Source organism: Mesorhizobium sp. M7D.F.Ca.US.005.01.1.1 (assembly GCF_003952545.1).
Classification (GTDB): domain Bacteria; phylum Pseudomonadota; class Alphaproteobacteria; order Rhizobiales; family Rhizobiaceae; genus Mesorhizobium; species Mesorhizobium loti.
On sequence record NZ_CP034453.1, the window covers coordinates 880925 to 906640 of the forward strand.

The window sequence follows — 25716 nt, forward strand, 5'->3', positions numbered from 1 at the left end:
CAGTCCGTGTCAATTACGACGACGGTCGGATTGTCGGCATGGTTACCCGAGGGGCAGCACCGCGTCTATTGTGCAACAGAATCGGCCAGCCGGCCGGTTTTGACGATCAATTGGCCGGATTGGCGCCGTTAAGCTTTGTTCCAGGGACGTCATTTCCCAAAATAGCTACGCCCTCGGGTCAGCCCGTGAACATGCTTTTGGGCGATGCGCATTATCTTTTGGCGGTACGCACCAGCTTCGGCTTCACCGCAACACGCTCTTGGCGCCCATAGCTGGTGATGAAGTCGACAATGCGAGGCACGATCTCGGAGCGGAAACGCGAGCCGTTGAACACGCCGTAATGACCGACTGCCGGCTGCATGTAGTGGGCATGCCGCTCAGTGGGGATGTTGGGGCACAGATCATGCGCCGCCTTGGTCTGGCCAAGGCCGGAGATGTCGTCGTTCTCGCCCTCGACCGTGAACAGGGCGACATTGCGGATTGCCGACGGATCGATCCTGGTGCCGCGATGCGTCATCTCGCCCTTGGGCAAGGCCTGGCGCACGAAGACGGTGTCGACGGTCTGCAGGTAGAACTCCGCCGTCAGGTCCATCACAGCCAGATATTCGTCGTAGAAGTCGCGGTGCTTCTCGGCATTGTCGCCGTCATGCTTCACCAGGTGCATGAAGAAGTCCTTGTGGGCGATGATGTGGCGGTCGAGGTTCATGCTCATGAAGCCTGACAACTGCAGGAAGCCTGGATAGACCTCGCGGCCGAAGCCCGGCACCGGCCACGGCGCCTGCATGATGACATTGTCGCGGAACCAGTCGATGCCCTTTTCCTGCGCCAGGAGGTTGACCGCGGTCGGGTTGCTGCGGGTGTCGATCGGCCCGCCCATCAAGGTCATCGTCGAGGGCACGAAGGGATCGCCCTTCGTTTCCATCAGCGCAACCGCGGCAAGCACCGGCACGGAAGGCTGGCACACTGCCATCACATGGGTGTCGGGGCCGAGCGCATGCAGCATGTCGATGATGTAGTCGATATAGTCGTCGAGATCGAAACTGCCGTCGGCCAGCGGCACCATGCGGGCATCGACCCAGTCGGTGATGTGCACGTCGGCATAGGGCAGCATGGCTTCGACCGTGCCGCGCAGCAGCGTCGCATAGTGGCCCGACATCGGCGCCACGATCAAAAGCTTCGGATCCGGCCGGCGCCCGGCGGGAATGGCGCGTTCGAAGCGGACGACTTTGCAGAACGGCTTCGACCAGACGGTCTTCTCGGTGACCTCGACGCTCTTCCAGTCGACCACTATCTTGCTCAGGCCGAAGGTCGGCTTGCCGTAGCGGCGGGTGGTGCGCTCGAACAATTCGGCGGTCGCCGCGACCGAACGGCCCCAGGGCGTGTGGGAAAACGGATTGAGCGGATTGGAGTAGAACAGGCGCACCGCGTCGGCATAGAGACGCGCCGGCTGCAAGGCGGCGTGGTTCATTTCATAGAGCTGGTAGAACATTAAGAACCCCGCTGCTGCCTGCGACCGAAGGGACGACGAGCAGCGCCGAGCCTAAATGTCTCGCGGGGAGGTTAACAACTAATTGCTGCGATGCAATACGTCACGTGGCGTGACCAATATTTCTTTGGTTCAAGGCACTGGGAATCGGCCCTGAACGGCGCCAGCCGGCTCAGTGTGCGGCTGCGAAATGTGTAAGTAATGTGTCCGGCCCCTCTTGCCGGACACCCGACCATGATCCCGAAAAGTGGATTCCGGTTTTCGGCAGAGATCATGGTCCAGGAAATAGTCACATCAAACGCGCGCCATGCACACGGCGGTGTGGCCGGAGCCGATGAAGCCGAGCTGGCCGGCCGCACCCTTCGACAGGTCGAGCACGCGACCCTTGATGAACGGGCCGCGATCGTTGATGCGCACGATGACGCTGCGGCCGTTGTTCTTGTTGGTGACCCTGAGCTTGGTGCCGAACGGCAAAGTGCGGTGGGCGGCGGTCATCGCCGAAGGATTCATGCGCTCGCCCGATGCGGTCTTGGAGTGCAGGGCATACCACGAGGCACGGCCGCACTGGCCGGCGGCGGTTGCCGAAGAAGCGCCGACCATCAGGCCAGCAGCGATCGTTACCGCGACAAGCGCGGTCTGTTTTGAGTTCTTCATGTTGAGGGATGGCTCCGTTCTTTGACAGACCCCAGCCGTTAGGTGCCGAATAAGGCAGGAAATGCGGCAATGATCTGGCGGTTCCGTGGCAGTGGCACACGTTTGGAGTCATTGGGTAACAGTCTGTCAGGGATTTTCCGGCAAGAGATGATCAATTGATGATGATCTTCGTTCCGATATCCGGGATTTGTTTGACAAGATCGAGCATAGATATCCAAGTAGAAGTCGACGCAAGCGGGCCACTTCCTTTGGCTCTTTCATCGCGGCCCCAGCGCCGCAACCGATCGACTTCGAAAGCGAGATCCGTCAATGAGACTGACCAAAAATCTGCTGGCGTTGATTGTGCTTGCCATCGGCGCGCTGTGGTCACTGCAAGGCGTCGGCGTTGTCGGCGGCAGCTTCATGACTGGCCAGTCGCAATGGCTCTATATCGGCATTGTCGCCATGCTGGTCGGCCTGGTGGGGCTGGTCTGGGCAAACCGGTAGGGTGTGACCCCTCACTGCGACCAGTACTGCCAGGCCCAGTAAAAACTCTCGTCGCGTGGCGGCAGGCGGTCGCGCTCGGCGTCCCAGCGTACCGGCGCCGGCGATTTCGGTTGCTGTTCAGGCGGCTGGCTTTCCCTGGTCCAGGCGAGAAGCCAGTTGCCGGCCTGGGCGAACAGCACGGCGGTGGAATGGGTCATCGTCATTCTCCTGCTCTTCTGGTTTCCACTCATTCGCGTCCCGCCCACGGGACGAGCACGCGCTCGATCCTGCGGATGGTGAATTCGAGCACGAAGGCGATGGCGGCGATCACCAATATGCCCATCACCACGACGTCGGTGACGAGGAACTGGGCGGCCGACTGGATCATGAAACCGAGCCCCCGTGTCGCCGCCACCAGCTCGGCGGCGACCAGCGTCGACCAGCCGGCGCCAAGCGCGATGCGCAGTCCGGTCAGGATCGAAGGCAGCGCACTGGGCAGGATCACATGGCGGACCACTTGTGCTCGTGTCGCGCCAAGCGAACGCGCCGCATTGATGCGCTCCTGCGAGACGCCGCGAACGCCCGAGGCGGTCGACAATGCAACCGGCGCCAGCATGGCGATGGCGATCACCAGGATCTTCGACGGCTCGCCGATGCCGAACCAGATGATGACCAGCGGCAGATAGGCGAGCGGCGGGATCGGCCGCAGGAACTCCAGCAGCGGATCGAAGATGCCGCGCCCGACCGTGCTGATGCCGATGGCGAGACCAACCGGCACGCCGACGAGGATGGCCGCGATCAGCGCGGCAAAGACTCGGCCCAGGCTGGCGACCGCATGCTGCAGCAGCGTTGCATCGACGAAGCCGTCACGGGCGACGAGGATGAACTTGTTCCACACCGCGATCGGCGAAGGCAGGAACACCGGCGACACCAGTTGCAGGCGGGCCGACAGCGCCCATACCGCCAGCACCACCAGGATGGTCACGGCGCTGACCGCGCGTGCCGAGATGCCCTTGCGCTTCGGGCTTGGCCGCGACCACGGCACCGACAGGCCGTCGGCCTCGTCGACCTTGCTGCCCGGCCGCTCCGTGTAGGAAGTAACGGTCATGCCGCTTCTCCTTCGAAGATCGCGTCGGTCAACTCGCCGCGCGCCGCGGCAAAAGCCGGATCGGCCTTGATGGTGCGAATGGCCTCGCCGGCCGCGTAGCGCCTGGAGAAACCGGGCTCGAAGCTCCTCACCACGCGGCCCGGGCCGGGCGCCAGCACGACGATGCGGGTGGCGAGCACCAGCGCCTCCTCGATGCCGTGCGTCACCATCAGCACACCGACATCGCTTGCCGTCCACAAATCGAGCAGTGTCGTCTGCATGCGCTCGCGCGTCAGCGCGTCTAGCGCGCCGAGCGGTTCGTCGAGCAGCAGGAATTCAGGTTCGGCGGCGAGTGCCCTGGCGAGGCCGACACGCTGGCGCATGCCGCCGGAAAGCTCCCAGATGCGCTTGTCGCCGGCATCGGTGAGTTTCACCAGATCAAGCAATTCATCGGCGCGCCGCGCCCGCTCGGCCGGTCCGACACCGCGCAGCCGTAGCGCGAAGGCAACGTTTTCGCGCGCGGTCAGCCATGGAAACAGCGCATCGTTCTGAAACACCACCGCCCGGTCCGAGCCCGGCGCGGTGATCGGTTGACCGTTGATGGAGGCACGCCCACGCGCCGGCGCGATAAGGCCGGCAGCGACATTGAGCAGCGAGGTCTTGCCACAGCCGGAACGGCCGACAAGCACGACGAAATCGCCCTTGGCGACATCGATCGACACCCGCTCGACGGCGGGTGCGGCCTGGCCGTCATAATGGATCGAGACCTTGTCCAGTACGAGATGGGGGTCGAGCACGAGATGCGGCATGGATGCCTCGCAGTCCGTTGAAATCCGACTGCCCCGGAGCGCTCCTCGTCAGCGGTTCCGGGGCAGGCAGCACGCGGCGTCAGGGAAGGAGATCCGCGCGCGTTCCGTGTGAGTCAGGTGCTCAGTTTGAGGCCAGCGCCTCGGTGACGTATTTCGACGACACGTATTTCGAATAGTCCGGCAGCACGGCGTCGATCTTGCCTTGCTCCTTGAGGAAGGCGGATGTCGCTTCCACCGCCTTGACCGTGCCGCCGCCAAGGAATTTGTCCGAAGCCTGCTCTTCGAGTGTCGGGAAGACATAGCCCTTGAGCAGCTGCGGCACTTCTTCCAGCTTGGCGCCGGTGAGCTTGGCGATCGCCGCCGCCTGCGGTGACGACACAGACCAGGCGTCCGGTTTGGCCAGGAACTCGGCATAGGCCGCACCCGTCACCTTGACGAAGTCGCGCACGGCTTCCGGGTTCTTCTCGGCAAAGTCGGTGCGCACGATCCAGGCATCGAAGGTCGGCGCGCCCCAGGCGGCGACCTGCGCGGAATCCAGCACCACCTTGCCTGTCGTCTTGATCTGGCCGAGCGCCGGATCCCAGACGTAAGCCGCATCAATGTCGCCACGCGAAAAGGCCGCGGCGATTTCCGGTGGCCGCAGGTTGAGGATCTCGACCGACTTCGGATCGACGCCCTCATGCTTCAGTGCGGCGAGCAGGCTGTAATGCGTCGTCGAGACGAAGGGCACGGCGACTTTCTTGCCGGCGAGGTCGGCGACCTTCTCGATGCCGGTGCCGTTGCGCGCCACCAGCGCTTCGGATTCTCCGATCAGGCCGACGACGAAGATGGTCTGGATCGGCAGCTCGCGGCTCGCCGCCGCCGCCAGCGGGCTCGAGCCGACATAGCCGATATCGACTGAGCCGGAAGCGACCGCGGCGATGACATCGGCGCCGGAATCGAATTTGCGCCAATCGATCGCCGCCTTCGTCGCCTTTTCATAGGCGCCGTCGGCCTGTGGCACTTTCGAGGGTTCGACCACCGTCTGATAGCCGATGGTGATCTTGAGGTCGTCGGCAAGAGCCGGGCCGAGGAAGGCAGCACCGGCCAATGCTGCCGACGAGAGCAGAACAATGCGTCGCGAAATGGTGGGCATGAAGGGCTCCTGAAAAGAGAAAATCGGAATGCCCCAGGATAGTCATCTAATTCTATCGTTCTTGTAGAGTTAAATCCTTCCAACGAAGGCCGGCTTGTTAGAAAAAAGCCACCGGCGTTGGGCTGCCAAGGCGGATAGGGCAGCTACGGTGGGCAACGTCACGGCGTTGGACAGGGCAGAACTTTTCTAATTGCCCGCGGGACAAAGGGGCGCGAAGGATCGCCGCATCGCCTAGCCACTCGCGAACGAGAATTCCCCCTTCGGGCAATGCCACGCAAATCCATGCCTCAAACAGCTCCGGATTTGAAAACGCATTCCGCGTTCCCGGAGCTAAGTATAGTATTCTTATCGACATGAGGGAGTTAGAGTCGACGATGAGCGGCCACCACATCACCATGATCGCTCGCGGCATGGATCGGCTTTCGCCGTCGCGTCAGTCGATGCCGGCCGCATCCGGCCCCGGAGAACCATTTGCCATTCCACTGCCATCAAAGCGCATTCTTTGTGCTCTCAAGGGCACAAAGGCAGGTTAAAATGGCCACAGAAGCATGAAAACGAAGCAAAATCAACATTGATCGGCTTGTACATCATGTCACTAGAATTTATGTGTCATGGCAGCTTGGACGTGGCGGCAACGCACGCCAGGCGTTTTGCAACCGATGGTTCTACGCCGTCGCATGACAGAGAAATTTTGATCTCATGCTCACGAAAAAGGGCAAGTACGGCCTCAAGGCGCTCGTACATCTCGCGCGATTGCCGGCCGGACAGCTCGCCTTCGTCAACGACATTGCCACCGGCAACAACATCCCGAAGAAATTTCTCGACGCCATCCTGGGTGAGCTGCGCAATGCCGGCTTCGTCCAGAGCCGCAAGGGCAAGGATGGCGGCTACCGCCTGGCGCGCCCTGCCGACGAAATCAAGGTCGGCCATGTCGTGCGCGTCCTCGACGGGCCGCTGGCTCCTATCCCTTGCGCCAGCCGCACCCAGTACCAGCGCTGTGAAGATTGCAACGAGGCGACATGCCAAGTCCGACATCTGATGCTCGAGGTCCGGCAGGCGATCGCCGAGGTGCTCGATCAGCGCAGCCTCGCCGAAATGCGCGATATGGCCTCGGACGACCTGCCGGTTGCGATCAAGGTCCAGGCCTGACACTGGCGCTGCGCACACCGCAGGCATGCCTATGACCGGGCGCGCCAACTCGATCATCATCGTCGGCGGCGGCGCCAGTGGCGTCGTGCTGGCAGCGCATCTGCTGAAATCGTCCAATCCCGACCTGCGCGTCACGCTGATCGAGAAGCGTCCGCATTTCGGCCAGGGCATCGCCTATTCGACGCTGCTGTCGGCGCATGTGCTGAATGTCAGCGCCGCCGGCATGAGCGCCTATGCCGACGATCCCGGCAATTTCTGGCGCTGGCTGCTGGAGCGCGGCCTGGCAAGTCAGGACCGGGCGCCGGTCTACGCGCCGCGCAGCGTCTATGCCCGCTATCTCGGGGAGCTGCTGGATGATCTCGAGACGCGCGAGCAGCAGACCGGGCGGCTTCGCCTGATCCGCGAGGAAAGCCTATCGATCACGCCCACGGCATCGGGCGTCGAAGTGGCGCTGGCCAACGGCACCAGCGTGGTTGCACACCTCGCCGTGCTGGCCACCGGCCATGACGAGGAGCCGGCGCAAGGCCATGCCGTCAGGATGGGCTCGGAAGCCGATACAGCACTTGATCCCGACAGAAGCGTCATGGTGCTCGGCACCGGTCTCAGCATGGTCGATGCGTTCCTGGCGCTGGAACAGCGCGGCCATCGCGGCGACATCATTGCTGTGTCCAGGCGTGGCCTGCTGCCCTCGCCGCATCGCAAGGGCAACCCGATCAAGCTCGACGTCGCCGACATCCCGCTCGGCACGCAGCTATCCTATTTCGTCGGCTGGTTCCGCGACCTGATCAAGGAAAACCAGAAGGCCGGCATCGACTGGCGTGACGTCGTCGACGGGCTGCGGCCGTTCAACCAGAAGATCTGGCAGAACTGGCCGGCTTCCGCCAAGCGCCGCTTCGTCGAGCACACCAAGGCCTGGTGGGACATCCACCGCCATCGCATGGCGCCGGAGGTCTACGCTCGGGTGACCGAAGCCGTGCAATCCGGCCGCATCCGCCTGGTCGCAGGCCGCGTCGTCGACATCGCCAAGGGCGGCGAATTCACCGTCCAGGTCCAGTCGCGACACACACAGCGCCTCGAGACCTTCGAGGTCGCCCGCATCTACGATTGCTTCGGCATCGTCAGGGACATCTCGACCTCATCGAACAGCGTGGTGCGTTCGCTGGTCGACCGCGGCCTGGCAAGGCCGGATCCGCTGCGCATCGGCCTCGACGTCTCAGCCAATTGCGAGATCATCGCCGGCGACGGAACCGTCTCGGCCAAGATCCTCGCCGTCGGCCCGCTGACACGCGGCACCTTCTTCGAGATCGACGCCATTCCCGATATCCGCGTGCAGTGTGCGAGGCTGAGCAAGCAGCTGCTGGGGTGAGTTGCTGTTGACGTCGGCGCTCTACGGCCCCCCTCTGGCCTGCCGGCCATCTCCCCCACAAGGAGGGAGATTGGCTGACACGACGGCCTTCGCCAATTATCGACCTTGGAAGGCATGCGGGGCGCTGAAGCTGCCAATCTCCCCACCCTGGGGGAGATGGCCGGCAGGCCAGAGGGGCGCGCTGTCCCGCTGCCCGGCCACGATTTGCGCGACAGCAGTAAACCCGGAATTTCATTCCTAATCTGGCCAGTTGATTGGCACGATCTATCTTCTTTCCGACTGCAAAGGGCTGGAAAAGAGGATACGCTGCCGCTCTGCCTCGAGGCGGTCGCTTGGTCATGGAGCATCGATATGAGCGAGCACGAGATCGCCGCAGCCGACGCGCTGTCCCGCCTGCGTCCGCCCTACAAGTCGGTTCTCGACCTGATCGGCCAGACGCCAGTGGTCGAGCTGACCAAGTTCGACACCGGCAAATGCCGGCTGTTCATCAAGCTCGAAAGCCAGAATCCCGGCGGCTCGATCAAGGACCGCATCGCGCTGTCGATGATCGCTGCGGCCGAGCGGGAGGGCAAGCTCAGGCGCGGCGGCACCATCGTCGAGGCGACCGCCGGCAACACCGGCCTCGGCCTCGCCCAGGTCGGCATCCCCAAGGGTTATCGCATCGTGCTGGTCGTGCCTGACAAGATGTCGCGCGAAAAAATCCAGCATCTGCGCGCGCTCGGCGCCGAGGTGCACATGACCCGCTCCGATGTCGGCAAGGGCCATGCCGAATATTACCAGGACATGGCGGAGAAGATCGCGGCGGAAACGCCCGGCGCCTTCTATGCCAACCAGTTCGCCAACCCGGCCAACCCGCTGGCGCATGAAACCACCACCGGTCCGGAAATCTTTTCGCAGCTCGACGGTGATGTCGACGCGGTGGTCGTCGGCGTCGGCTCGGGCGGCACGCTGACCGGGCTTGGCCGCTACTTCGCGAAAGTGTCGCCGAAGACCGAAATGGTGCTGGCCGATCCGGTCGGCTCGGTGCTGGCGCCGCTGATCAAGACCGGTAAGATGGAAGAGGCGGGCAGCTGGACGGTGGAAGGCATCGGCGAGGATTTCGTGCCACCCAATGCCGATTTGTCGCTGGTCAAAAAGGCCTACGCCATTCCCGACAAGCAAAGCATGCTGGCCGTGCGCGACCTCTTGTCCAAGGAAGGCATCCTCGCCGGCTCGTCCTCGGGCACGCTGTTGTCCGCTGCCTTGCGCTATTGCCGCGAGCAGACGGTGCCCAAGCGCGTCGTCACCTTCGTCTGCGACAGCGGCAACAAATATCTGTCGAAAGTGTTCGACGATTTCTGGCTGGCCGAGCAGGGGCTGGCCGAGCAGGAACAGCATGGCGATCTGCGCGACCTGGTGATGCGCTCGCATCGCACCGGCGACACCGTGTCCGTCGGCCCGGACGAAAGCCTGCTCAACGCCTATGGGCGGATGCGCCGCTCCGATGTTTCGCAGCTGCCGGTGCTCGACGACGGCAAGCTGATCGGCATCGTCGACGAAAGCGATATCCTGGCCAAGGTCGAAGGCCCGCATGACGGCCGCTGGGAGCGCTTCAACGGCCCGGTGCGCACAGCGATGACCTCCAACCTGCACACGCTGCAGGCCAGCCAGACGTTGGACGCGCTGCTGCCTGTCTTCGACCGCAACGAGGTCGCCATCATCTTTGATGGCGACGAGTTCGTCGGCCTGATAACCCGCATCGACCTGATCAACCATCTGAGGCGCGCACGATGACCAGCAAGACTTCACAGTCGGGCAAGAACCGCCTGGCCTTCTCGACGCGCACCGTCCATGGCGGCCAGAGCCACGATCCGCTGACCGGTGCGGTGATGGTGCCGATCTACGCCACCTCGACCTATGCCCAGCAGTCGCCCGGCGTGCACAAGGGCTTTGAATATGCCCGCAGCCAGAACCCGACGCGCTTTGCCTTCGAGCGCGCCGTGGCCGATCTCGAAAGCGGTACCAATGCTTTCGCTTTCGCGTCCGGCCTGGCGTCGATCGCCACCGTTTTGGAACTGCTCGATTCCGGAGCCCATATCGTCGCCACCGACGACATCTATGGCGGCTCTTTCCGCCTGATGGAGCGGGTGCGCAAGCGCTCGGCCAATCTGCAGGTCAGCTTCGTCGACTTCACTGATCTCGCCGCCGTCGAGGCTGCGATCCGCCCCGAGACGAAAATGCTCTGGGTCGAGACGCCGACCAACCCGCTTCTGCGCATCGTCGACCTCGAAGGCGTCGCCGCACTCGCCAAACGCAAGGGGATTTTGTCCGTCGCCGACAACACCTTCTGCAGCCCGTATATCCAGCGGCCGCTGGAGCTCGGCATCGACATCGTGGTGCATTCGACGACCAAATATCTCAACGGCCATTCCGACATGGTCGGCGGCGTCGCTGTGGTCGGCGACAACAAGGATCTGGCCGCCCAGCTGAAATTCCTGCAGAACGCCATCGGCGCCATATCAGGTCCGTTCGACAGCTTTCTGGCGCTGCGCGGCCTGAAGACGCTGGCGCTGCGCATGGAGCGCCATTCCGCCAATGGCCTCAAGATCGCGCAGTGGCTGGAAGGCCGGAAAGACGTCCGCCGCGTCATCTATCCCGGCCTCGCCAGCCATCCGCAGCACGACATCGCCGAGCGCCAGATGCATGCCTTCGGCGGCATGATCACGGCCGTGCTCGACCGCGACCTCGCCGGCACGAAAAAGTTCCTCGAACGCACGCAATTGTTCACGCTGGCCGAAAGCCTCGGCGGGGTGGAGAGCCTGATCGAGCACCCGGCGCTGATGACGCATGGGTCGATTCCGGTCAAGAAGCGGGCGGAGATCGGCATTTCGGATTCGCTGGTGCGGCTGTCGGCGGGGATCGAGGATGGCGATGATCTGATCGCGGATCTGGACCAGGCGCTAGGGGGTTAGGGGGCGGAATCGCTCACGCCGAAGCGAGTCTCCAAAGCCTGCGCCGCCCCTCACCAGCCTGCCGGCATCCTCTCCCCGTAAACGGGGCGAGGGACGCTGTTGTCGCCGGTTTCGCCAATCACCGGCGCCAGCTTTTAGCCTCTTTCGCCCCGTTTACGGGGAGAAATGCCCGGCAGGGCAATGAGGGGCGGCGCCAACGTCTCATGATGAACTGACCAGCCAACGACCCAGTTGACCCCGAACCCCATCTGCCCGAAGTGTAGCGCCCCATGGCCACGCGCGAACCACCAAAGCCCACCGAAACAGCCCTCACCTTCGCCGTGCTGGTGTTTCCCGGCTTTCCGATGATGGCGTTCAGCTCGGTCATCGAGCCGCTGCGCGCCGCCAATGTCTTGGCAAAGCGGGAATGCTATCGCTGGATCATCGTCGGCGGCACGAGGGGCGCGGTCGAGGCCTCGAACGGCGTCGTCATCCAGCCGGGCTTTTACGCCGAGGACGCGCCGAAGGTCGACCGCATCGTCGTCTGCTCCGGCGGCGATGCCGACCACCTCGTCGCCGAGGACGCAGCACACTGGATCCGCAAGAGCCTGCGCAATGGCGCCCATATCGGCGCGGTGGCGGATGCGGCGTTCTTCCTGGCGCGCGCGGGCCTGCTCGACGGCCATGCCTGCACCTTGCACTGGACCAGCCAGGCCGCCTTCACCGAAGCCTTCCCCAACATCGAACTGAGGCGCGACCTCTACGTCATCGACCGCAAGCGCTTCACTTCGGCCGGCGGCGTCGGCAGCCTCGACATGATGCTGGAGATCATCACCCGCGACTATGGCGCCGAACTCGCCGCCGGCGTCGCCGAATGGTTCGTGCACAGCCAGCTGCGCTCCAGCATCGACCGCAAGATGATGCCCTTGCGGCTGCGCACCGGCGTCCAGAACGAACTGGTGCTGTCGGCCATCGCCATCATGGAGGACGCGGTCGAGGAGCGGCTCGGCATGGCCGAGCTGACCGCGAAGCTCGGCGTCTCCTCCGACAAGCTCGAACGCTCCTTCCGCTCTGAACTCGCCATCTCGCCCAACGGCTACTACCGGCGGCTACGGCTGAAACGCGCCGCCGATCTGCTGGCGCACTCGACGCTCGCCGTGCGCGACGTGGCGCTGGCCTGCGGCTTTGCCTCGATGTCGAGTTTTGCCCGCGCTTTTCGCGAGGAGCACGGGCATCCGCCGAAACTGGCGCGGAGGCATTAGGGCCGGCACTTGAGGGTAGACCCCCTCATCCGGCCGCTACGCGGCCACCTTCTCCCCGCTGGGGAGAAGAGGAAGGCGCCGGCGCTGCAAGTCTCCTCTCCCCTCGGGGAGAGGTCAGCCGAGCGAAGCGGAGGCTGGGTGAGGGGGCTGCCCCACACGTTGCAGGGCTCCAGCGGCATCCTGCACAACACACGCGGTTTTCCGCACAATCCATTCACCCCGCTTGCGCCATGCTCCGACCTCGCAACCCCACCCAAGGCCAGGCACCCATGAGCATCGTCGTATTCGACCCCGACAGCACCGAGGACGTGGACTTCAAGGACCGCATGCGCCATCCGGCTGCGGCCGATCCGGCCGGCGGCATGTGGCTGTCCGACACCGAGCCGTCCTTCATCGATGCGGATGCCTTGCGCAAAGGCCGGCTGGCAAAACTGCGCGGCTGGATGCGCGAGGCAGGCTATGGCGGCGTCGTGCTGTTCGACCCCTACAACCAGCGCTACGCCACCGGCTCGCGCAACATGTTCGGCTATTTCCTGCGCAACTCGACCCGCTATTTCTTTATCCCGACCGACGGGCCGATCGTGCTGTTCGAATATCCGCAGAGCTACCATGTCTCGATGGTGCTCGACACGATCGACGAGGCGCGTCCTTCCAAGCTCGTCTGGTCGTCGGTCTCCGGCCGCGACGACGAGACCGCCGGCCCCTTCGCCGACGAGATCACTGAGCTCTTGAAGCAGCATGGCGGCGGCTCGATGAAGCTCGGCCTCGATCGCTGCAGCCATCTGCAGGCGCTGGCCCTGGAAAAGCGCGGCTGCGAGGTGCGCGACTGCCAGGGCGAGATTTTGGCCGTGCGCGCGGTCAAGACGCCGGAGGAAGTCAAATGCCTGCAGGTGTCGATGGCCGGCGCCGAGGCCGCCGTCTATGCGGTGCGCGAGGCGATCAAGCCCGGCGTCTCCGAAAACGACCTGTTCGCCATCATGTATGGCGAGGTTATCCGCCAGGGCGGCGAGTTCATCGAGACGCGGCTATTGACCTCCGGCCAGCGCACCAATCCATGGTTCAACGAGGCCAGCGGCCGCAAGATCCGGCCGGGCGAACTGCTGGCGCTCGATACCGACACGATCGGCTGCTACGGCTATTATTCCGATTTCTCCCGCACCTTCCGCTGCGGGCCGGGCAAGCCGACGCCCTACCAGAAGTCGCTCTACCGCATGGCGCACGACCAGGTTCAGCACAACATCTCGATCGTCAAACCCGGCATGGCCTTCCGCGAGATCGCCGAGAAGGCCTGGAAGATCCCGGACCGTTTCGTCGACCAGCGCTACACCTCGGTCATGCACGGCGTCGGCATGCATGGCGAAACGCCGTTCATCGCACACGCCATGGACTACGAGACCTATGGCCGCGACGGCCATATCGTGCCAGGCATGGTGGTCAGCGTCGAAAGCTATATCGGCGAAAAGGGCGGCCGCGAGGGCGTCAAGCTGGAGGACGAGATCCTGATCACCGACACCGGCACCGAACTCCTGTCGCGCTTTCCCTATGAGGACGAGTTTCTCGCGTGAAGGCTCCCATCGCCATCAAGCGCGGCACCGTGGCCGCGATCTTCATCGACCTGCAGGAGGAGCACCGGCAGGACCCGCGCTACCTGGTTGACGGCTTTGCCGAGATCCTCGCGAACGTCCAGCGCCTGCAGGCGGCGGCGCGCGCTAACCACGTGCCGCTCTACCACTGGGCCTACATCGTCGATCTCGACAAGCAGGACCGGCCCTTTCATCCGGTCGGTGAGGACGGCAAGTCGGCCTTCTCCGACAAGAGCGACCCGCTGACCGAGATCTGCCACGAGGTGGCGCCGATCAAGGGCGAGGCGCTGCTGATCAAGGCGGAGGCCAGCGCCTTCCGGTCGGGGCCGGCGGCCCGCGACATCAAATCGGCTGGCATCGAATGGCTGGTTGTATCAGGCGTCTGGACCGAGGCCTGCATCGACGCGTCAGTGAAGGATGCGGTGGCCAAAGGCTTTCGCGTGCTGCTGGTCAAGGATGCCTGCGGCAGCGGCAGCGCGGCCATGCACCAGACCGGTATCCTCAACCTCGCCAACCGGCTCTATGGCGGCGCCGTCACCAACACTGACGGCGCCTGCCGGCTGCTGGCCGGCGAGACCGTCACCGCCTGGCAGGTCGAAGGCTCGGTGCCGCTGCGCTTCAGCTTCGACAACGCGGCCGCACTCTACGCAGATCTATGACTGCCGAAAGCATGACCCGCGGCCCCTACGAAACACGGCTCGATCCGGCCCTGTGGGCCTATATCGACGCGGTCAACGCCTGGTATCCGCCCGAAATCCTCGGCCTGCCGATCGACAAGCAGCGCGCCGTCTATGACCGGATGAGCCGTGCCTTCCACCAGGGCCGCCCGCCCGGCGTGAAGGCCAGCGCCGGCCTGATCGCCGCCGCGGGCCGCGACATTCCGGTCCGGCGTTACCAGTTCGCCGGCAAGGCTGCCCGCGCCATGGTGGTCTACTATCACGGCGGCGGCTTCATCCTCGGCGGGCTCGACAGCCATGACGACATCTGCGCCGAGCTCTGCGCCGCCACCGGTTTTGATGTGCTGTCCGTCGACTATCGCTTGGCGCCGGAGCATGTCCACCCCGCCGCCTTCGACGATGCGGTCACCGCCTTCGAATGGGCAGCCGCCGCCACCGATCTGCCGCTCGTGCTGTGCGGCGAAAGCGCCGGCGGCAATCTCGCGGCTGGGGTGGTGCAGGCGACGCGCCGCCATATCAGGGCTGCCATCGGCCAGGTGCTGATCTATCCCGGCCTCGGCGGAGACGAGACCACCGGCTCCTATGTCGAGCACGCCGCTGCGCCGCTGCTGTCGGTGGCCGACATCGCCTTCTACCGCGACGTCCGCTCGGCCAAGCGGCAATCACTGGACGACCCGACCTTCTCGCCGCTGCGCGACCGCGACTTCTCCGCCCTGCCACCGACGGTGATCGTCACGGCCGAGTGCGACCCGCTGTCGTCGGACGGTGAGACCTACCGCGACCGCATTCTGGCCAGCGGCGGCAAGGCGTGGTGGCACGAGGAGCCGAGGCTGGTGCACAGCTTCCTGCGCGCCCGCACCACCGTGCCGGCGGCGGCGGAAGCGTTTGCACGGATCGTGGCGGCGGTTGGCGCGCTGGGCCGGGGTGAGTGGCCTTACTGAGCAAGGGCCGCCGGCGGAGCGCCAATCTCCCCCCTCGTGGGGGAGATGCCCGGCAGGGCAGAGGGGGGCGCTGTCCCGCCGACTTTGCCAAGGTCCATCCTGTCCACCTGGACGCAACTTCCCCTCGGAGCCACCTGGCCGCCATTCCACGATTGCTCGACGCCTGTCGAATGTCTGTTTGCGCTCTACGGCGCCCCCCTCTGTCCTGCCGGACATCTCCCCCACGAGGGGGGAGATTGGCTGTGGCCCTCTGCGGCCCACCGCACAATCACTGCGGAAAACCGAACACTCCCCTTCGTCACCCCGCTCTATCATTCACCTGCTCAGGCAACGGCGTCCCGGCGGCTGCGCCACACCGCGTCGGATGTGTCCGCCGGGGCGCCCAACAACAGGGGAACGACGATGAAATTCATGCTGACCGACCGCAAACTGCACCCGCAAGCCAAACCCGTCGCCGATGATTTCAAGACCGGCGGCATCAACCGCCGCGAGTATCTCGCTTTGATGGCCGGGCTCGGCGTCAGTGCCGCCGGCGCACTGGCGCTGGGCGGGCTCGGCACCACCCCTGCCCGCGCGGCCGAGCCAAAAAAAGGCGGCGTCTTGCGCGTCGCCATGAACGTCAAGGGTTTCAAGGACCCGCGCACCTTCGACGGCGTCGAGATGTCCAACGTCGCCCGCCATTGCAACGAATATCTGGTGCGCTGGAACACCGACTTCTCCTTCGAGCCCTGGCTGCTCGAAAGCTGGGAGGCGAGCGACGACGCCAAGACCCTCACCCTGCATGTCCGCAAGGGCATATCCTGGTCGAACGGCGATGCCTTCAACGCCGACGATGTCATCCACAACCTCACCCGTTGGTGCGATGCTTCCGTGCCCGGCAATTCGGTCGCCGCGCGCATGGGCGCGCTGGTCAATGCCGACACCAAGAAGGTGGTCGATGGCGGCATCGCCAAGGTCGATGACTTCACCATCAAGCTCAATCTGCCGAAGCCCGACATTTCGCTGATCGCCGGCATGGCCGACTATCCGGCGCTGATCATGCACCGCTCCTATGAGGGTGACGGCGATCCCCTGAAGGCGCTGGCCATCACCACCGGCCCGTGCGAGCTGGTCAGCTGGGATGCCGAGACCGGTGCCGAGGTGAAGCGCAAGGACAAGCCCTGGTGGAAGGGCGAATTCCACCTCGACGGCATCAAATGGGTCGACTACGGCTCCGACCCCAATGCCATGCTGTCGGCCTTCGAATCCGGCGAGATCGACACCGACCATGAAACCGCCTCCGACGCCGTCTCGCAGACCGAGCAGATGGGGCTGATGAATTCCGAGATCGCCACCGGCTCCACCATCGTCGCCCGCTTCAATGTCGGCAACGCGCCCTATGACGACGTCAAGGTGCGCCGCGCCGCCCAGCTCGCCGTCGACAACTCCGCCGTGCTGGCGCTCGGCCTCGGCGGCCGCGGCAAGCCCGCCGACAACCATCATGTCGGCCCCATGCACCCCGAATATGCCGATATCGGCCCGGCCAAGCGTAACGTGGACCAGTCGAAGAAACTGCTCGCGGAGGCCGGCAAGGCCGACCATGAATTCGAGCTCATCTCCGTCGATGTCGAATGGCAAAAGAGCACCGGCGACGCAATCGGCGCGCAGATGCGCGAGGCCGGCTTGAAGATCAAGCGCACTGTGCTGCCGGCCGCCACCTTCTGGAACGACTGGAGCAAATACCCCTTCTCCTGCACCGAATGGCTGGGCCGCCCGCTTGGCGTCCAGGTGCTGGCGCTGGCGTATAAATCGGGCGCTGCCTGGAACGAGAGCGCCTACGCCAACCCGGAATTCGACACCCTGCTCGACAAGGCCCTGGCAACGCCGGACGCCAAGGCGCGCAAGGAGATCATGGGCAAGATAGAGCAGAATCTGCGCGACTCCGGCATCATCATCCAACCCTACTGGCGCTCGGTGTACAGGACCTACCGCAAGGGCGTCGAAGGCTGCGAACAGCACCAGGCGCTGGAGCAGCATTTTGAGAAGGTTTGGATCGAGAGCTGAGCCAGGCGCGGCTCTCCCTTCTCCCCTTGTGGGAGAAGGTGGCCTCGCGAAGCGAGGTCGGATGAGGGGTGTTCCAGCTTGGCGAGACGTCAACAGTCGCCGACCCAAAGCAGGAACATCAACGCCTCACTCCGCTGGAACACCCCTCATCCGTCTCGGCGCTGCGCGCCGATCCACCTTCTCCCACAGGGGGAGAAGGGAAGGTGCGTCGGCGCCCCGGGTCGACAAGGGCGGCGCGTGAGGCGTCGGCATCTGCCGCCCCCGCGCATCGCCAAGCCCTATATTTCATGTACGGCGCAAAACGTGCGGTGCGACGCGGTAGACCGCCGCCGCCACAGGGCGCATGGTTTCGCTGTCGCTGGCCACTGTATGGGCGATGGGGAGTGTCAGCGTGCTCCCGCCCCGTCGGGAGCATTGCAATGGAAGACCCCACGGGCCTGGTGCCCGCGCTTACTTTCCATGCGTTGCGAAGGGCCTTCAAGACATCCATTGCCGAACGCCTCATCCCCGAGGCGCAATGGACTGAACACGCCAAGGCCCTGGTGCGCAAACTCACGCACAACGCGCATGTCGACAGCGGCCTCGTCGCCTGGATTATTCGCAAGTGAAGCAGAAATGGCCGACGCGAATGCCGGTGAGGCAGTTGCCTGAGCCCGCGTCGGCCACTGGCGACCTGATAGAGGACCGCCGCCCGGATTTTTTATGCTCCGATTGTGGCACGATCAACCGGGCTTGGCTGGTCTGTACGCATTCGTACCAACTCTACCGAAGCGGCCGAAGCAACAAAGCCCGCCCCGGCATAGTCCGAAGCGGGCTTCGTCAGGTCACAGTTTTCCGCAGTTCGACGGGCAAACCAACGCCGCCACCGCCGAAAGCTTCTCGCGCTTGTTCAGCGTCGGCTTTTCATAGAGTTTCTTCACGGATAATCCCCTCAGCCCCCAATGGCCGGGCTCAAAGGCGCCTGTGCGCGCGCAATGTCAATGCGCGGGCGCAGCGCACGTCGTGTCGAGCGGCCGGAAGGGAACCGGCACCGGCAAGGCCTGGGACCTTACTATCCGCAGGGTTGCGAGATCGGACAGGCAATTGCCGTCACGGCCGAAAGCTTCTCGCGCCTGTTGAGCGTCGGCTTTTGATAGGTCTTTTTCATGGATGTTCCCCCTCGGCCCCCAATGGCCGGTGCTCAAAGGCGCCTGTGCGCGTGCAAAGTCAATGCGCGGGCGCGGGGACCGGGAGCGGACAATTGCCTGAGTCAGCGCCGCCCCTCACTGTCCAGCCGGACGTTCGTCATTCGAAAAGCCAAGCAGTTGGCTTTTCGTCCGCCAAGCGGACAACTCCTCAACTCCCCGTAAACGAGGCGAGAGAAGCTGGCCGCAACGCCGGCGCCTTTTCTACAACGCGGACAATTAGCGAAAGCAGTCACGACAGCTCCTCGTTTCACGGGGAGAAGATGGCGGCGGCCGGGGCGGCGCCAACGCTCATCTTCCTGTTGCGAACTTTGACCGGGATCGACAGCGACGCACCGTCTAACGCTCGGATTTCAGCAGCGTCCAGATCCACCCGATAAAAGTCAGCACCAGGAACGGATAGCCGGCGGCGGGCAGCGGCGCCGAGGTCGGCAGCAAGGGCGCGCCCCAGAGGATCATACAAGCCGAGACGACAAACAGCACGGCGGCCACGAGCGCCGTGAGCCGCATCCACAGGGCGAAGGTTTTCGGCACGCTGACCATGACCAGTGCGGCCGCCCAAAGCGAGATGCCGCCGACATAGGAAGGCACGCTGGCCTCCAGCCCCGCCGCATTGCCGGCGAGCAGCAGACTCTCGCCGGCGAGGAAGGTGAGGAATCCGGCAGCTATGCAGTCATTGCCCAGCCGCTGATATTTCATGGTGAGCAGCGCGGTCGCCACCACGAGCGCCACGCCGTCGATCGTCCAGAGCGTTTCGCGCAGCGGAGCGCTGGCGACGAAGGTGCCGGCAAGGCCGAAGGCGCCACCGATGGCGAGGCCGAGCGCGGCGACGGTATCCGGAGTGGTGCGCATGTGATGTCTCCCCCAAGCCGGGGAGGATACGCCAGGGTGGGGCGTTTTCAATGGGGGTCGCGCGAAGCGGAAACTGCCGAGGTGTCGGGAGACGCTGCCAGCCTCGGCCAGCCTGACCTCGGCCATCCCCGCGCCCCCAGCGGCTGGGAAATGGCCGGCGCGAATGCCGGAGAGGCAGTTGCCTGAGCCTCGCGCCTGCCACTGGTCCCTCGAGCTATATCCGGCCCATCGCCTTATTGGCTGCGGTTACGAGCAGTTCTGCCCTTGCGGATTGAAATTTCGCAAAATCGTCGTCGAACAACACGTCCGGAATCACATTAGAGACCAGCACATCGGCTATGTCGGCCACCAACTTTGCTCTATATTCTGACGGCGCCTTGCTGCCGACCTTCTTGTTATCTGCTGCCGATAAAATACAAAAGTTTACAAGTGAATTAATGGCTGCGGGATCAATCCCCTTTCCCTTGAGGTACGCTTGGGGAAACAGATGGTGAAACTCCGCGCGATTTCCTGCATTGAGCACCCGCGAAATATGGACATTAGCGCCATTAACGAGCGATTTCGGTTTTTGGTTTGCTAGTAGCAATACAAATGTCTTTGTGTCGACGGTGCCCCCGATGAATTTCCGATCCGTAAAATTCGTTGGAGCTGCAGCCGAATCAAAATTACCAAGCGTACTCGCACCGTCAATCCGCAAGACTCTTGCGGCAGCTATATCTGCCTCAAGGTTTCTTTTCGTAGCGCTGCTGTATCGTCTAGCGTACGAAACTCTCCAAAACCACTCCTTTATCGTTTTCACTTGCGCGTCGGACAGCGAGTATTGCTCCTCCTCCGGCCCTTCGAAAAACGCCACCAAAGGGATCAGCATAGTCGGGTAAGGAAGGTTGCCCAGCTTTTCCACAAGCAGGTTCTTCTTCAAAAACTCGATCGACTCCTTGATACCCTTCTTGATACGGGGGAGCGCATCACGAACATCTGTCCCACTTACAGAGAGCAGGCTTTCGGCGCTCTCCTTTCCCGAAAGAACGGCCGCGGTGCATCTAAGAAGGAGGTCGGTATCATCACCGAGTGTTTCGAACCCGAATGGCTCGAGTTCACCCGCTAGTTCCTCAAATTGTTGCCGAAGTTCAAAGTCCTCGCTCCATGTCCAAGCAGTAAGCAGCTGAAACGTGTCTAGCGGAACCCCCTTTCTGTTGATACGCTCGAACACGATAGCAATCTTAGGCTTTTCTTCAGTTTCCATTAGGAAGTACGGAAACTGGGCTTGCTGGAACCGTTTCTTTAACTCATCGATGCGACTCGCCAAAGCGTCATCAAAATCTTTGGTCGCACGTCTATAGGCCACAGAATCGAATACGATGTTCAATGGAAAGTGTCTAGCTTTGTCCACCTCCTGAACATCAAGCGCAAGGAACTGAGAGTTCTGCGCGTGCTCCTGTGCTACGTAGTCAAAATATATATCCTTCCAATCAACCGTGTTGCTTCTAGGCAAACTATCGGCGAATACGCCAAGTATTGAGGTTAGTCGTTGCTGGCCATCGAGCACGTAGTCGATAGGGTAATCTGCTTGAGGGTCGGGCAATTCGAATGGCCCCAAGTTTCTTTCCTGCTGGAGTTTTGCCTTTGTTCTCCAAAGTAACACGCTGCCAAAAGGGTAATCTTTATATATACTATCCATCAAAAAAGCGACGTCATCAGGAGTCCAGACAAATCCCCTCTGGAAAGCCGGAATCCGTAGCTCCCCTCTTTTGAGTTTCCCAACGATTTCCTCAATGAAAAGTGTGGCCACTGTTTATCCCCCAACTTCACTCGGCATTCTGAACCGATTATTGCGCGATCTTATCGAAGTAATAATCTTGGTGTCCATCTCTCTTCGATCGAAGTGAATATTTAGATGCGATACAAGGAGGATTTGAGCCCACTGGCGCGCTTATTTCCTGCGTTGGCGTCGGAATGACGAATATCGAAGAACAAAGCAGGAATTTCTGTATATATTTGCAGTTGCGAATCGAAAGGTCAGAGAGGGTGTTTCAATGCCCGCGTTCGGAATTTCTGCTTTTTTGCGAATTGTCCATATGAATGTTCGACCTCAGCGAAGCGAGCTGCGCCGAAGATCTGTGCCGCGCGAGGGCGGCTACGATTTTCACAGTAGCCTGCGCCGGCTTAGTCAACGTCTGATGGCCGGAGAACCGCTAGAGACATTGTTGGCCGCAACGGCAACAATCACGCAGGAACCGGAGAGACGATCCGCTCAGCTTGGCCTACAGCGGCTGGACGCCTGGAGAACCCTGAACACGGGCGCAATATTGGAGTTTCCAGCGACCACCGTGCGAAGCCCTAACGAAGTGTTTTCGGTTACGTTCACTCCGAATTTTGGCCTCCGGATCGGAAGCCAGTCCGTCGCCATACATGTTTGGAATACCGCAGCGCCGCGACTGGAACCGAGACTGGTCCGAGCGGTCCTGTCCGCGTTCCAGGCTGCCTATCAAACAGCGAACAACTCGCCCGATGACATCGCTGTGCTATGCCTGCGAACCATGCGTTTTATTCGTCTGGGCGACGCATCAGACGTTGCGGAATTAGGTCGGCTGATCTTCACCAATATCGATGGCATTTTTCGAGAGATTGCTGCGGATCTGGGAGAAACCCCGCCTGCGCCCGGCGATCACCCAGCGCCGCCGCCCGGAGAGTAATCTCCACCGCGCTGCGTCAACGCCGCACCGGCGGGGGGCCCGCTGCCTCCGGCAGCTCCCCCGCTTTCGAAGCCTGTCATCGATCCACCGGATCGATGACTTGGCGCGCTTTGCGCGCCAACCGGCTTCTCAATCCCCCATCTTAAGCGCCTGGATAAACGCCTCCTGCGGAATATCCACCTTGCCGAACTGTCTCATCCGCTTCTTGCCTTCTTTCTGCTTGTCCAGCAGCTTGCGCTTGCGCGAGACGTCGCCGCCGTAGCATTTGGCGGTGACGTCCTTGCGCAGCGCCGAGATGGTTTCGCGGGCGATGACCTTGCCGCCGATCGCGGCCTGGATCGGGATCTTGAACAGATGGTTCGGGATCAGCTCCTTCAGCTTCTCGCACATCTGCCTTCCGCGCTTTTCCGCCGCCGTGCGGTGCACCAGCATGGAGAGCGCGTCCACCGGCTCCTCATTGACCAGGATCGACATCTTCACCAGGTCGCCTTCCTTGTAGTCGGTGAGGTGATAGTCGAAGGAGGCGTAGCCCTTGGAGATCGACTTCAGCCGGTCGTAGAAATCGAAGACGACTTCGTTGAGCGGCAAATCGTAGATCAGCATGGCGCGCTTGCCGACATAGGACAGGTCGGCCTGGATGCCGCGCCGGTCCTGGCACAGTTTCAGGATGCCGCCGAGATAGTCGTCCGGCGTCAGGATGGTGGCGCGGATCCACGGCTCCTCGATCGCCGAGATCTTCACCACGTCGGGCATGTCGGCCGGGTTGTGCAATTCCTTCATCGAGCCGTCGGTCAGCAGCAGCCGGTAGACGACGCTCGGTGCCGTGGCGATCAGGTCGAGGTTGAACTCGCGCTCCAGCCGCTCCTGGATGATTTCGAGATGCAGCAGACCAAGGAAGCCGCAGCGATAGCCGAAGCCGAGCGCTGCACTGGTTTCCATTTCAAAAGAGAAGCTGGCGTCGTTGAGGCGCAGTTTGCCGACCGCGGCGCGCAGATCCTCGAAATCGGCGGCGTCGACCGGGAACAGGCCGCAAAACACCACCGGCTGCGCCGGCTTGAAGCCGGGCAGCGCCTTGGCCGTCGAGCGCTTGTCCTCGGTGATGGTGTCGCCGACGCGGGTGTCGGCCACCTCCTTGATCGAGCCGGTGAAGAAGCCGAACTCGCCGGGGCCGAGCTCGTCGACATTGATGCGGGCCGGGGTGAACACGCCGGTGCGCTCGACCAGATGCTTGGCGCCGGTGCCCATCATGCGGATGGTCTGGCCCTTTTTCAAAACACCGTCGATGACGCGCACCAGAACGATGACGCCGAGATAGGCGTCGTACCAGCTGTCGACCAGCATCGCCTTCAAGGGCGCGGTCGCGTCGCCTTCGCGCGGCGGCGGCAGCTGGTGGACGATGGCCTCCAGCACATCGGGAATGCCAAGGCCGGTCTTGGCCGAGATCAGCACGGCGTTGGAGGCGTCGATGCCGATCACCTCCTCGACCTGCTCGCGGATGCGCTCGGGCTCGGCGGCCGGCAGGTCGACCTTGTTCAGCACCACGACGATCTCGTGGTTGTTGTCGATCGCCTGGTAGACATTGGCCAGCGTCTGCGCCTCGACGCCCTGAGACGCGTCCACGACCAGCAGCGAGCCTTCACAGGCGGCCAGCGACCGCGACACTTCATAGGCGAAGTCGACGTGTCCGGGCGTGTCGATCAGGTTGAGGATATAGTCCTCGCCATTGTTGGCATGGTACTTCAGCCGCACCGTCTGCGCCTTGATGGTGATGCCGCGCTCGCGCTCGATGTCCATCGAGTCCAGCACCTGCTCCTTCATGTCGCGCAGTTCCAGCCCGCCGGTCAGCTGGATCAGCCTGTCGGCAAGCGTGGATTTGCCATGGTCGATATGGGCGACGATGGAGAAATTGCGGATGTGGTCGAGGGGCGTGCTCATGGCGCGCGTTTAGCAGGGGCGGCTTGCCCGAGCAAGCGGCGCAGGCTGCTGCCGGGACGGGCGCTGCGGGCGTTTGTCGGCTTTGTCAGGCGGTTTCGCGAAAAGTCGATAAATTTTAACCAAGTAAGTTAGAGCATAATTGGGGAGTGCCATGTTAGCCGGTAGTGATATTCCGTTGTAAGGATCAAGGCATGCGGGGGCTGGCAGGTAGGTTTATCGAGTCGAGAAGCGGTGCATTTGCGCCGATCCTCATCGTCATGATGATTCCGCTGATCACCGCGGTCGGCTTTTCGGTCGACTACACCTCGGCGGTCCAGACCAGGTCGACCGAGCAGGCGGCACTCGATGCCGCGATCCTGTCGATCACCACGATGGATACCGCCTCGACGAAGGCGCAGCGCCAGGTGGCGATGCAGGCTTCCTACGTAGCCAATGGCGGACAGGGCACCGCGACGCTGAACACCTTCGACGTCAGCGCCAACGGCACCGCCACCGCGCAGGCTTCGGCAAGCTTCGCCATGCCGACCGTTTTCATGCAGATCGCCAGGATCCCCACGGTGGCGGTCGGCGTTACGTCGGCGGTCAGCAAAACGCCGGCGCTGGTCCAGGCTACATTCAACGTCGATCACGTTTCAGGCTACTGGAACAAGACCATGACCGTGTACGGCCTTCCCTTCGGTTCGACCTCCACGACCACACCGACGGCCATGATGAAGGTCGACTATGTCTACAAAGGGTATAGTTATTCCTATACGAGCGGGGGTAAGACTTATACCGCTGCCGACCCGAAAGGTTACGGTACGACAACTATTTCCACTGTGTCGGGAACAACCCAGACGCAGGTCCAGAGCCAAGTGTGCACGACAGTAGGATCAAAAACCGATTTCACTCCCACCGCGGGCGTTTACCGAAGCACCGCGGTAGCAAAAAGCGGAAATACGAGCGGCTCCACCATCTATTTCAAGACGACGTGCGCAACCACGAATACCGCCGGAAACAGCAGTGGCGCAACAATCGACGTGAGCACGATGGACCAGCTCTATCTGCAGATGAATGTGCCGTCCGGACCGGTCAACCCGCTCAAGTCGAACGATGCAAGCACGTCGAACCGGCTCTACTTGGGCGCCGGGTACGGCACCGCGGCACAAAAGACCCTGAACCCTTCCCTATACCTCCCCGTCGAGGTTGCCGGCAACGCGATCGTCGACATCTTCGCCGCTGTGCCCTGCGGCGAGACCAGCGACCAGGCATGGGAAGACGGCGGCAACAATCCTCCACTGCCAGACGTTACGAACGCCGACTTCTTCTACAGCGTGATGGGCAAGTGCGACTTCAACCGGCGCCCGTCCGACACGCTGCTGACGCAGTAGACGCTGCCGATCTCCCCACTTGTGGGGGAGATGGCCGGCAGGCCAGAGGGGGGCGCTGTCCCGCCCGCCTTGCCATATCCGTCTCCCACTTTCTC

At 62.8% G+C, this 25716-nt stretch carries 23 protein-coding genes; 13 read left to right on the forward strand and 10 right to left on the reverse strand.

Annotated elements, in window-relative coordinates; all coding sequences use genetic code 11:
- Positions 1–211: 211 nt before the first annotated feature.
- Together EJ076_RS04175 and EJ076_RS04180 are read right to left on the reverse strand one after the other, a co-directional pair.
- Positions 212–1489 carry a polyhydroxyalkanoate depolymerase gene (locus EJ076_RS04175; protein ID WP_126067002.1) on the reverse strand — a complete coding sequence of 426 codons (1278 nt, stop codon included), beginning with the start codon at positions 1487–1489 and terminating at the stop codon, positions 212–214.
- Positions 1490–1780: 291 nt separating this feature from the next.
- Complete coding sequence (locus EJ076_RS04180; protein ID WP_109663545.1) at positions 1781–2140, reverse strand: septal ring lytic transglycosylase RlpA family protein; 360 nt, start codon at positions 2138–2140, stop codon at positions 1781–1783.
- Between the two features lie 309 nt (positions 2141–2449).
- Here EJ076_RS04180 and EJ076_RS35090 point away from each other — a divergent pair, with 309 nt between their 5' ends.
- Positions 2450–2626 (forward strand): hypothetical protein, encoded by a 177-nt coding sequence (locus EJ076_RS35090; RefSeq protein ID WP_164548536.1) that lies wholly within the window; start codon positions 2450–2452, stop codon positions 2624–2626.
- An 11-nt stretch (positions 2627–2637) separates the two neighbouring features.
- Here the strand turns inward: EJ076_RS35090 and EJ076_RS04190 are convergent, their stop codons facing one another.
- From EJ076_RS04190 to tauA, 4 genes are all read right to left on the reverse strand, one after another.
- The gene (locus tag EJ076_RS04190; protein ID WP_126067003.1) at positions 2638–2823 is read right to left on the reverse strand and encodes a hypothetical protein; all 186 of its coding nucleotides are present in this window, start codon (positions 2821–2823) and stop codon (positions 2638–2640) included.
- A 29-nt stretch (positions 2824–2852) separates the two neighbouring features.
- Positions 2853–3713, reverse strand: a complete 861-nt coding sequence (locus EJ076_RS04195) for an ABC transporter permease subunit (RefSeq protein ID WP_126067004.1) — start codon at positions 3711–3713, stop codon at positions 2853–2855.
- Positions 3710–4501: a taurine ABC transporter ATP-binding protein gene (locus EJ076_RS04200; RefSeq protein WP_126067005.1), complete on the reverse strand. Its 792-nt coding sequence runs from the start codon at positions 4499–4501 to the stop codon at positions 3710–3712. Before EJ076_RS04200 ends, EJ076_RS04195 begins: the two co-directional genes overlap by 4 nt.
- Positions 4502–4622: 121 nt before the next feature.
- Positions 4623–5636: a taurine ABC transporter substrate-binding protein gene (gene tauA / locus EJ076_RS04205; RefSeq protein WP_126067006.1), complete on the reverse strand. Its 1014-nt coding sequence runs from the start codon at positions 5634–5636 to the stop codon at positions 4623–4625.
- A 699-nt stretch (positions 5637–6335) separates the two neighbouring features.
- Here tauA and EJ076_RS04210 point away from each other — a divergent pair.
- From EJ076_RS04210 to EJ076_RS04255, 10 genes are all read left to right on the forward strand, one after another.
- The gene (locus tag EJ076_RS04210; protein WP_126067007.1) at positions 6336–6785 is read left to right on the forward strand and encodes an Rrf2 family transcriptional regulator; all 450 of its coding nucleotides are present in this window, start codon (positions 6336–6338) and stop codon (positions 6783–6785) included.
- A 31-nt stretch (positions 6786–6816) separates the two neighbouring features.
- A complete protein-coding gene (locus EJ076_RS04215; protein WP_126067008.1) occupies positions 6817–8151 on the forward strand; it encodes an FAD/NAD(P)-binding protein in 1335 nt (444 codons plus the stop codon).
- A gap of 351 nt (positions 8152–8502) precedes the next feature.
- A complete protein-coding gene (locus EJ076_RS04220; RefSeq protein WP_126070957.1) occupies positions 8503–9924 on the forward strand; it encodes a pyridoxal-phosphate dependent enzyme in 1422 nt (473 codons plus the stop codon).
- Positions 9921–11102, forward strand: a complete 1182-nt coding sequence (locus EJ076_RS04225; protein WP_126067009.1) for a PLP-dependent aspartate aminotransferase family protein — start codon at positions 9921–9923, stop codon at positions 11100–11102. Before EJ076_RS04220 ends, EJ076_RS04225 begins: the two co-directional genes overlap by 4 nt.
- 269 nt (positions 11103–11371) lie before the next feature.
- On the forward strand, positions 11372–12343 hold the full coding sequence (locus EJ076_RS04230) for a GlxA family transcriptional regulator (RefSeq protein WP_126067010.1): 972 nt from the start codon (positions 11372–11374) through the stop codon (positions 12341–12343).
- A 269-nt stretch (positions 12344–12612) separates the two neighbouring features.
- Positions 12613–13908: a Xaa-Pro peptidase family protein gene (locus EJ076_RS04235; RefSeq protein WP_126067011.1), complete on the forward strand. Its 1296-nt coding sequence runs from the start codon at positions 12613–12615 to the stop codon at positions 13906–13908.
- Positions 13905–14585, forward strand: coding sequence for an isochorismatase family protein (locus EJ076_RS04240; protein ID WP_126067012.1), 681 nt, complete (start codon positions 13905–13907; stop codon positions 14583–14585). Before EJ076_RS04235 ends, EJ076_RS04240 begins: the two co-directional genes overlap by 4 nt.
- A gap of 11 nt (positions 14586–14596) precedes the next feature.
- Positions 14597–15544, forward strand: coding sequence for an alpha/beta hydrolase (locus EJ076_RS04245; protein WP_126067013.1), 948 nt, complete (start codon positions 14597–14599; stop codon positions 15542–15544).
- Between the two features lie 402 nt (positions 15545–15946).
- Complete coding sequence (locus EJ076_RS04250) at positions 15947–17587, forward strand: ABC transporter substrate-binding protein (RefSeq protein WP_126067014.1); 1641 nt, start codon at positions 15947–15949, stop codon at positions 17585–17587.
- Between the two features lie 419 nt (positions 17588–18006).
- On the forward strand, positions 18007–18195 hold the full coding sequence (locus EJ076_RS04255; RefSeq protein ID WP_126067015.1) for a hypothetical protein: 189 nt from the start codon (positions 18007–18009) through the stop codon (positions 18193–18195).
- 443 nt (positions 18196–18638) lie between these two features.
- On the opposite strand, the gene EJ076_RS35455 is transcribed toward EJ076_RS04255, so the two are convergent.
- From EJ076_RS35455 to EJ076_RS04265, 3 genes are all read right to left on the reverse strand, one after another.
- The gene (locus EJ076_RS35455; RefSeq protein WP_206438766.1) at positions 18639–18734 is read right to left on the reverse strand and encodes a putative RiPP precursor; all 96 of its coding nucleotides are present in this window, start codon (positions 18732–18734) and stop codon (positions 18639–18641) included.
- Positions 18735–19110: 376 nt separating this feature from the next.
- Positions 19111–19623: a hypothetical protein gene (locus tag EJ076_RS04260; protein ID WP_126067016.1), complete on the reverse strand. Its 513-nt coding sequence runs from the start codon at positions 19621–19623 to the stop codon at positions 19111–19113.
- A gap of 214 nt (positions 19624–19837) precedes the next feature.
- Complete coding sequence (locus EJ076_RS04265; RefSeq protein WP_126067017.1) at positions 19838–21412, reverse strand: DUF262 domain-containing protein; 1575 nt, start codon at positions 21410–21412, stop codon at positions 19838–19840.
- Positions 21413–21656: 244 nt separating this feature from the next.
- Between EJ076_RS04265 and EJ076_RS04270 the strand changes: the two genes are divergently transcribed.
- Positions 21657–22316 (forward strand): hypothetical protein, encoded by a 660-nt coding sequence (locus tag EJ076_RS04270; RefSeq protein ID WP_126067018.1) that lies wholly within the window; start codon positions 21657–21659, stop codon positions 22314–22316.
- A 129-nt stretch (positions 22317–22445) separates the two neighbouring features.
- Here the strand turns inward: EJ076_RS04270 and lepA are convergent, their stop codons facing one another.
- On the reverse strand, positions 22446–24251 hold the full coding sequence (gene lepA, locus EJ076_RS04275) for a translation elongation factor 4 (protein WP_126067019.1): 1806 nt from the start codon (positions 24249–24251) through the stop codon (positions 22446–22448).
- A gap of 191 nt (positions 24252–24442) precedes the next feature.
- Here lepA and EJ076_RS04280 point away from each other — a divergent pair, with 191 nt between their 5' ends.
- The gene (locus tag EJ076_RS04280) at positions 24443–25621 is read left to right on the forward strand and encodes a TadE/TadG family type IV pilus assembly protein (RefSeq protein ID WP_126067020.1); all 1179 of its coding nucleotides are present in this window, start codon (positions 24443–24445) and stop codon (positions 25619–25621) included.
- The last annotated feature ends 95 nt before the right edge of the window (positions 25622–25716 follow it).

Excerpts from the sequence above, each read along its gene's own strand:
- EJ076_RS04250 (WP_126067014.1), top strand. The coding sequence starts at position 15,947 with ATGAAATTCATGCTGACCGACCGCAAACTGCACCCGCAAGCCAAACCC.
- EJ076_RS04180 (WP_109663545.1), bottom strand. The coding sequence starts at position 2,140 with ATGAAGAACTCAAAACAGACCGCGCTTGTCGCGGTAACGATCGCTGCT.
- EJ076_RS04245 (WP_126067013.1), top strand. The coding sequence starts at position 14,597 with ATGACCCGCGGCCCCTACGAAACACGGCTCGATCCGGCCCTGTGGGCC.
- EJ076_RS04280 (WP_126067020.1), top strand. The coding sequence starts at position 24,443 with ATGCGGGGGCTGGCAGGTAGGTTTATCGAGTCGAGAAGCGGTGCATTT.
- EJ076_RS35090 (WP_164548536.1), top strand. The coding sequence starts at position 2,450 with ATGAGACTGACCAAAAATCTGCTGGCGTTGATTGTGCTTGCCATCGGC.
- EJ076_RS04200 (WP_126067005.1), bottom strand. The coding sequence starts at position 4,501 with ATGCCGCATCTCGTGCTCGACCCCCATCTCGTACTGGACAAGGTCTCG.
- EJ076_RS04225 (WP_126067009.1), top strand. The coding sequence starts at position 9,921 with ATGACCAGCAAGACTTCACAGTCGGGCAAGAACCGCCTGGCCTTCTCG.
- EJ076_RS04215 (WP_126067008.1), top strand. The coding sequence starts at position 6,817 with ATGACCGGGCGCGCCAACTCGATCATCATCGTCGGCGGCGGCGCCAGT.
- EJ076_RS04210 (WP_126067007.1), top strand. The coding sequence starts at position 6,336 with ATGCTCACGAAAAAGGGCAAGTACGGCCTCAAGGCGCTCGTACATCTC.
- EJ076_RS04270 (WP_126067018.1), top strand. The coding sequence starts at position 21,657 with ATGCCCGCGTTCGGAATTTCTGCTTTTTTGCGAATTGTCCATATGAAT.
- EJ076_RS04190 (WP_126067003.1), bottom strand. The coding sequence starts at position 2,823 with ATGACCCATTCCACCGCCGTGCTGTTCGCCCAGGCCGGCAACTGGCTT.
- lepA (WP_126067019.1), bottom strand. The coding sequence starts at position 24,251 with ATGAGCACGCCCCTCGACCACATCCGCAATTTCTCCATCGTCGCCCAT.
- EJ076_RS04220 (WP_126070957.1), top strand. The coding sequence starts at position 8,503 with ATGAGCGAGCACGAGATCGCCGCAGCCGACGCGCTGTCCCGCCTGCGT.
- EJ076_RS35455 (WP_206438766.1), bottom strand. The coding sequence starts at position 18,734 with ATGAAAAAGACCTATCAAAAGCCGACGCTCAACAGGCGCGAGAAGCTT.
- tauA (WP_126067006.1), bottom strand. The coding sequence starts at position 5,636 with ATGCCCACCATTTCGCGACGCATTGTTCTGCTCTCGTCGGCAGCATTG.
- EJ076_RS04235 (WP_126067011.1), top strand. The coding sequence starts at position 12,613 with ATGAGCATCGTCGTATTCGACCCCGACAGCACCGAGGACGTGGACTTC.
- EJ076_RS04260 (WP_126067016.1), bottom strand. The coding sequence starts at position 19,623 with ATGCGCACCACTCCGGATACCGTCGCCGCGCTCGGCCTCGCCATCGGT.
- EJ076_RS04175 (WP_126067002.1), bottom strand. The coding sequence starts at position 1,489 with ATGTTCTACCAGCTCTATGAAATGAACCACGCCGCCTTGCAGCCGGCG.
- EJ076_RS04255 (WP_126067015.1), top strand. The coding sequence starts at position 18,007 with ATGGAAGACCCCACGGGCCTGGTGCCCGCGCTTACTTTCCATGCGTTG.
- EJ076_RS04195 (WP_126067004.1), bottom strand. The coding sequence starts at position 3,713 with ATGACCGTTACTTCCTACACGGAGCGGCCGGGCAGCAAGGTCGACGAG.
- EJ076_RS04230 (WP_126067010.1), top strand. The coding sequence starts at position 11,372 with ATGGCCACGCGCGAACCACCAAAGCCCACCGAAACAGCCCTCACCTTC.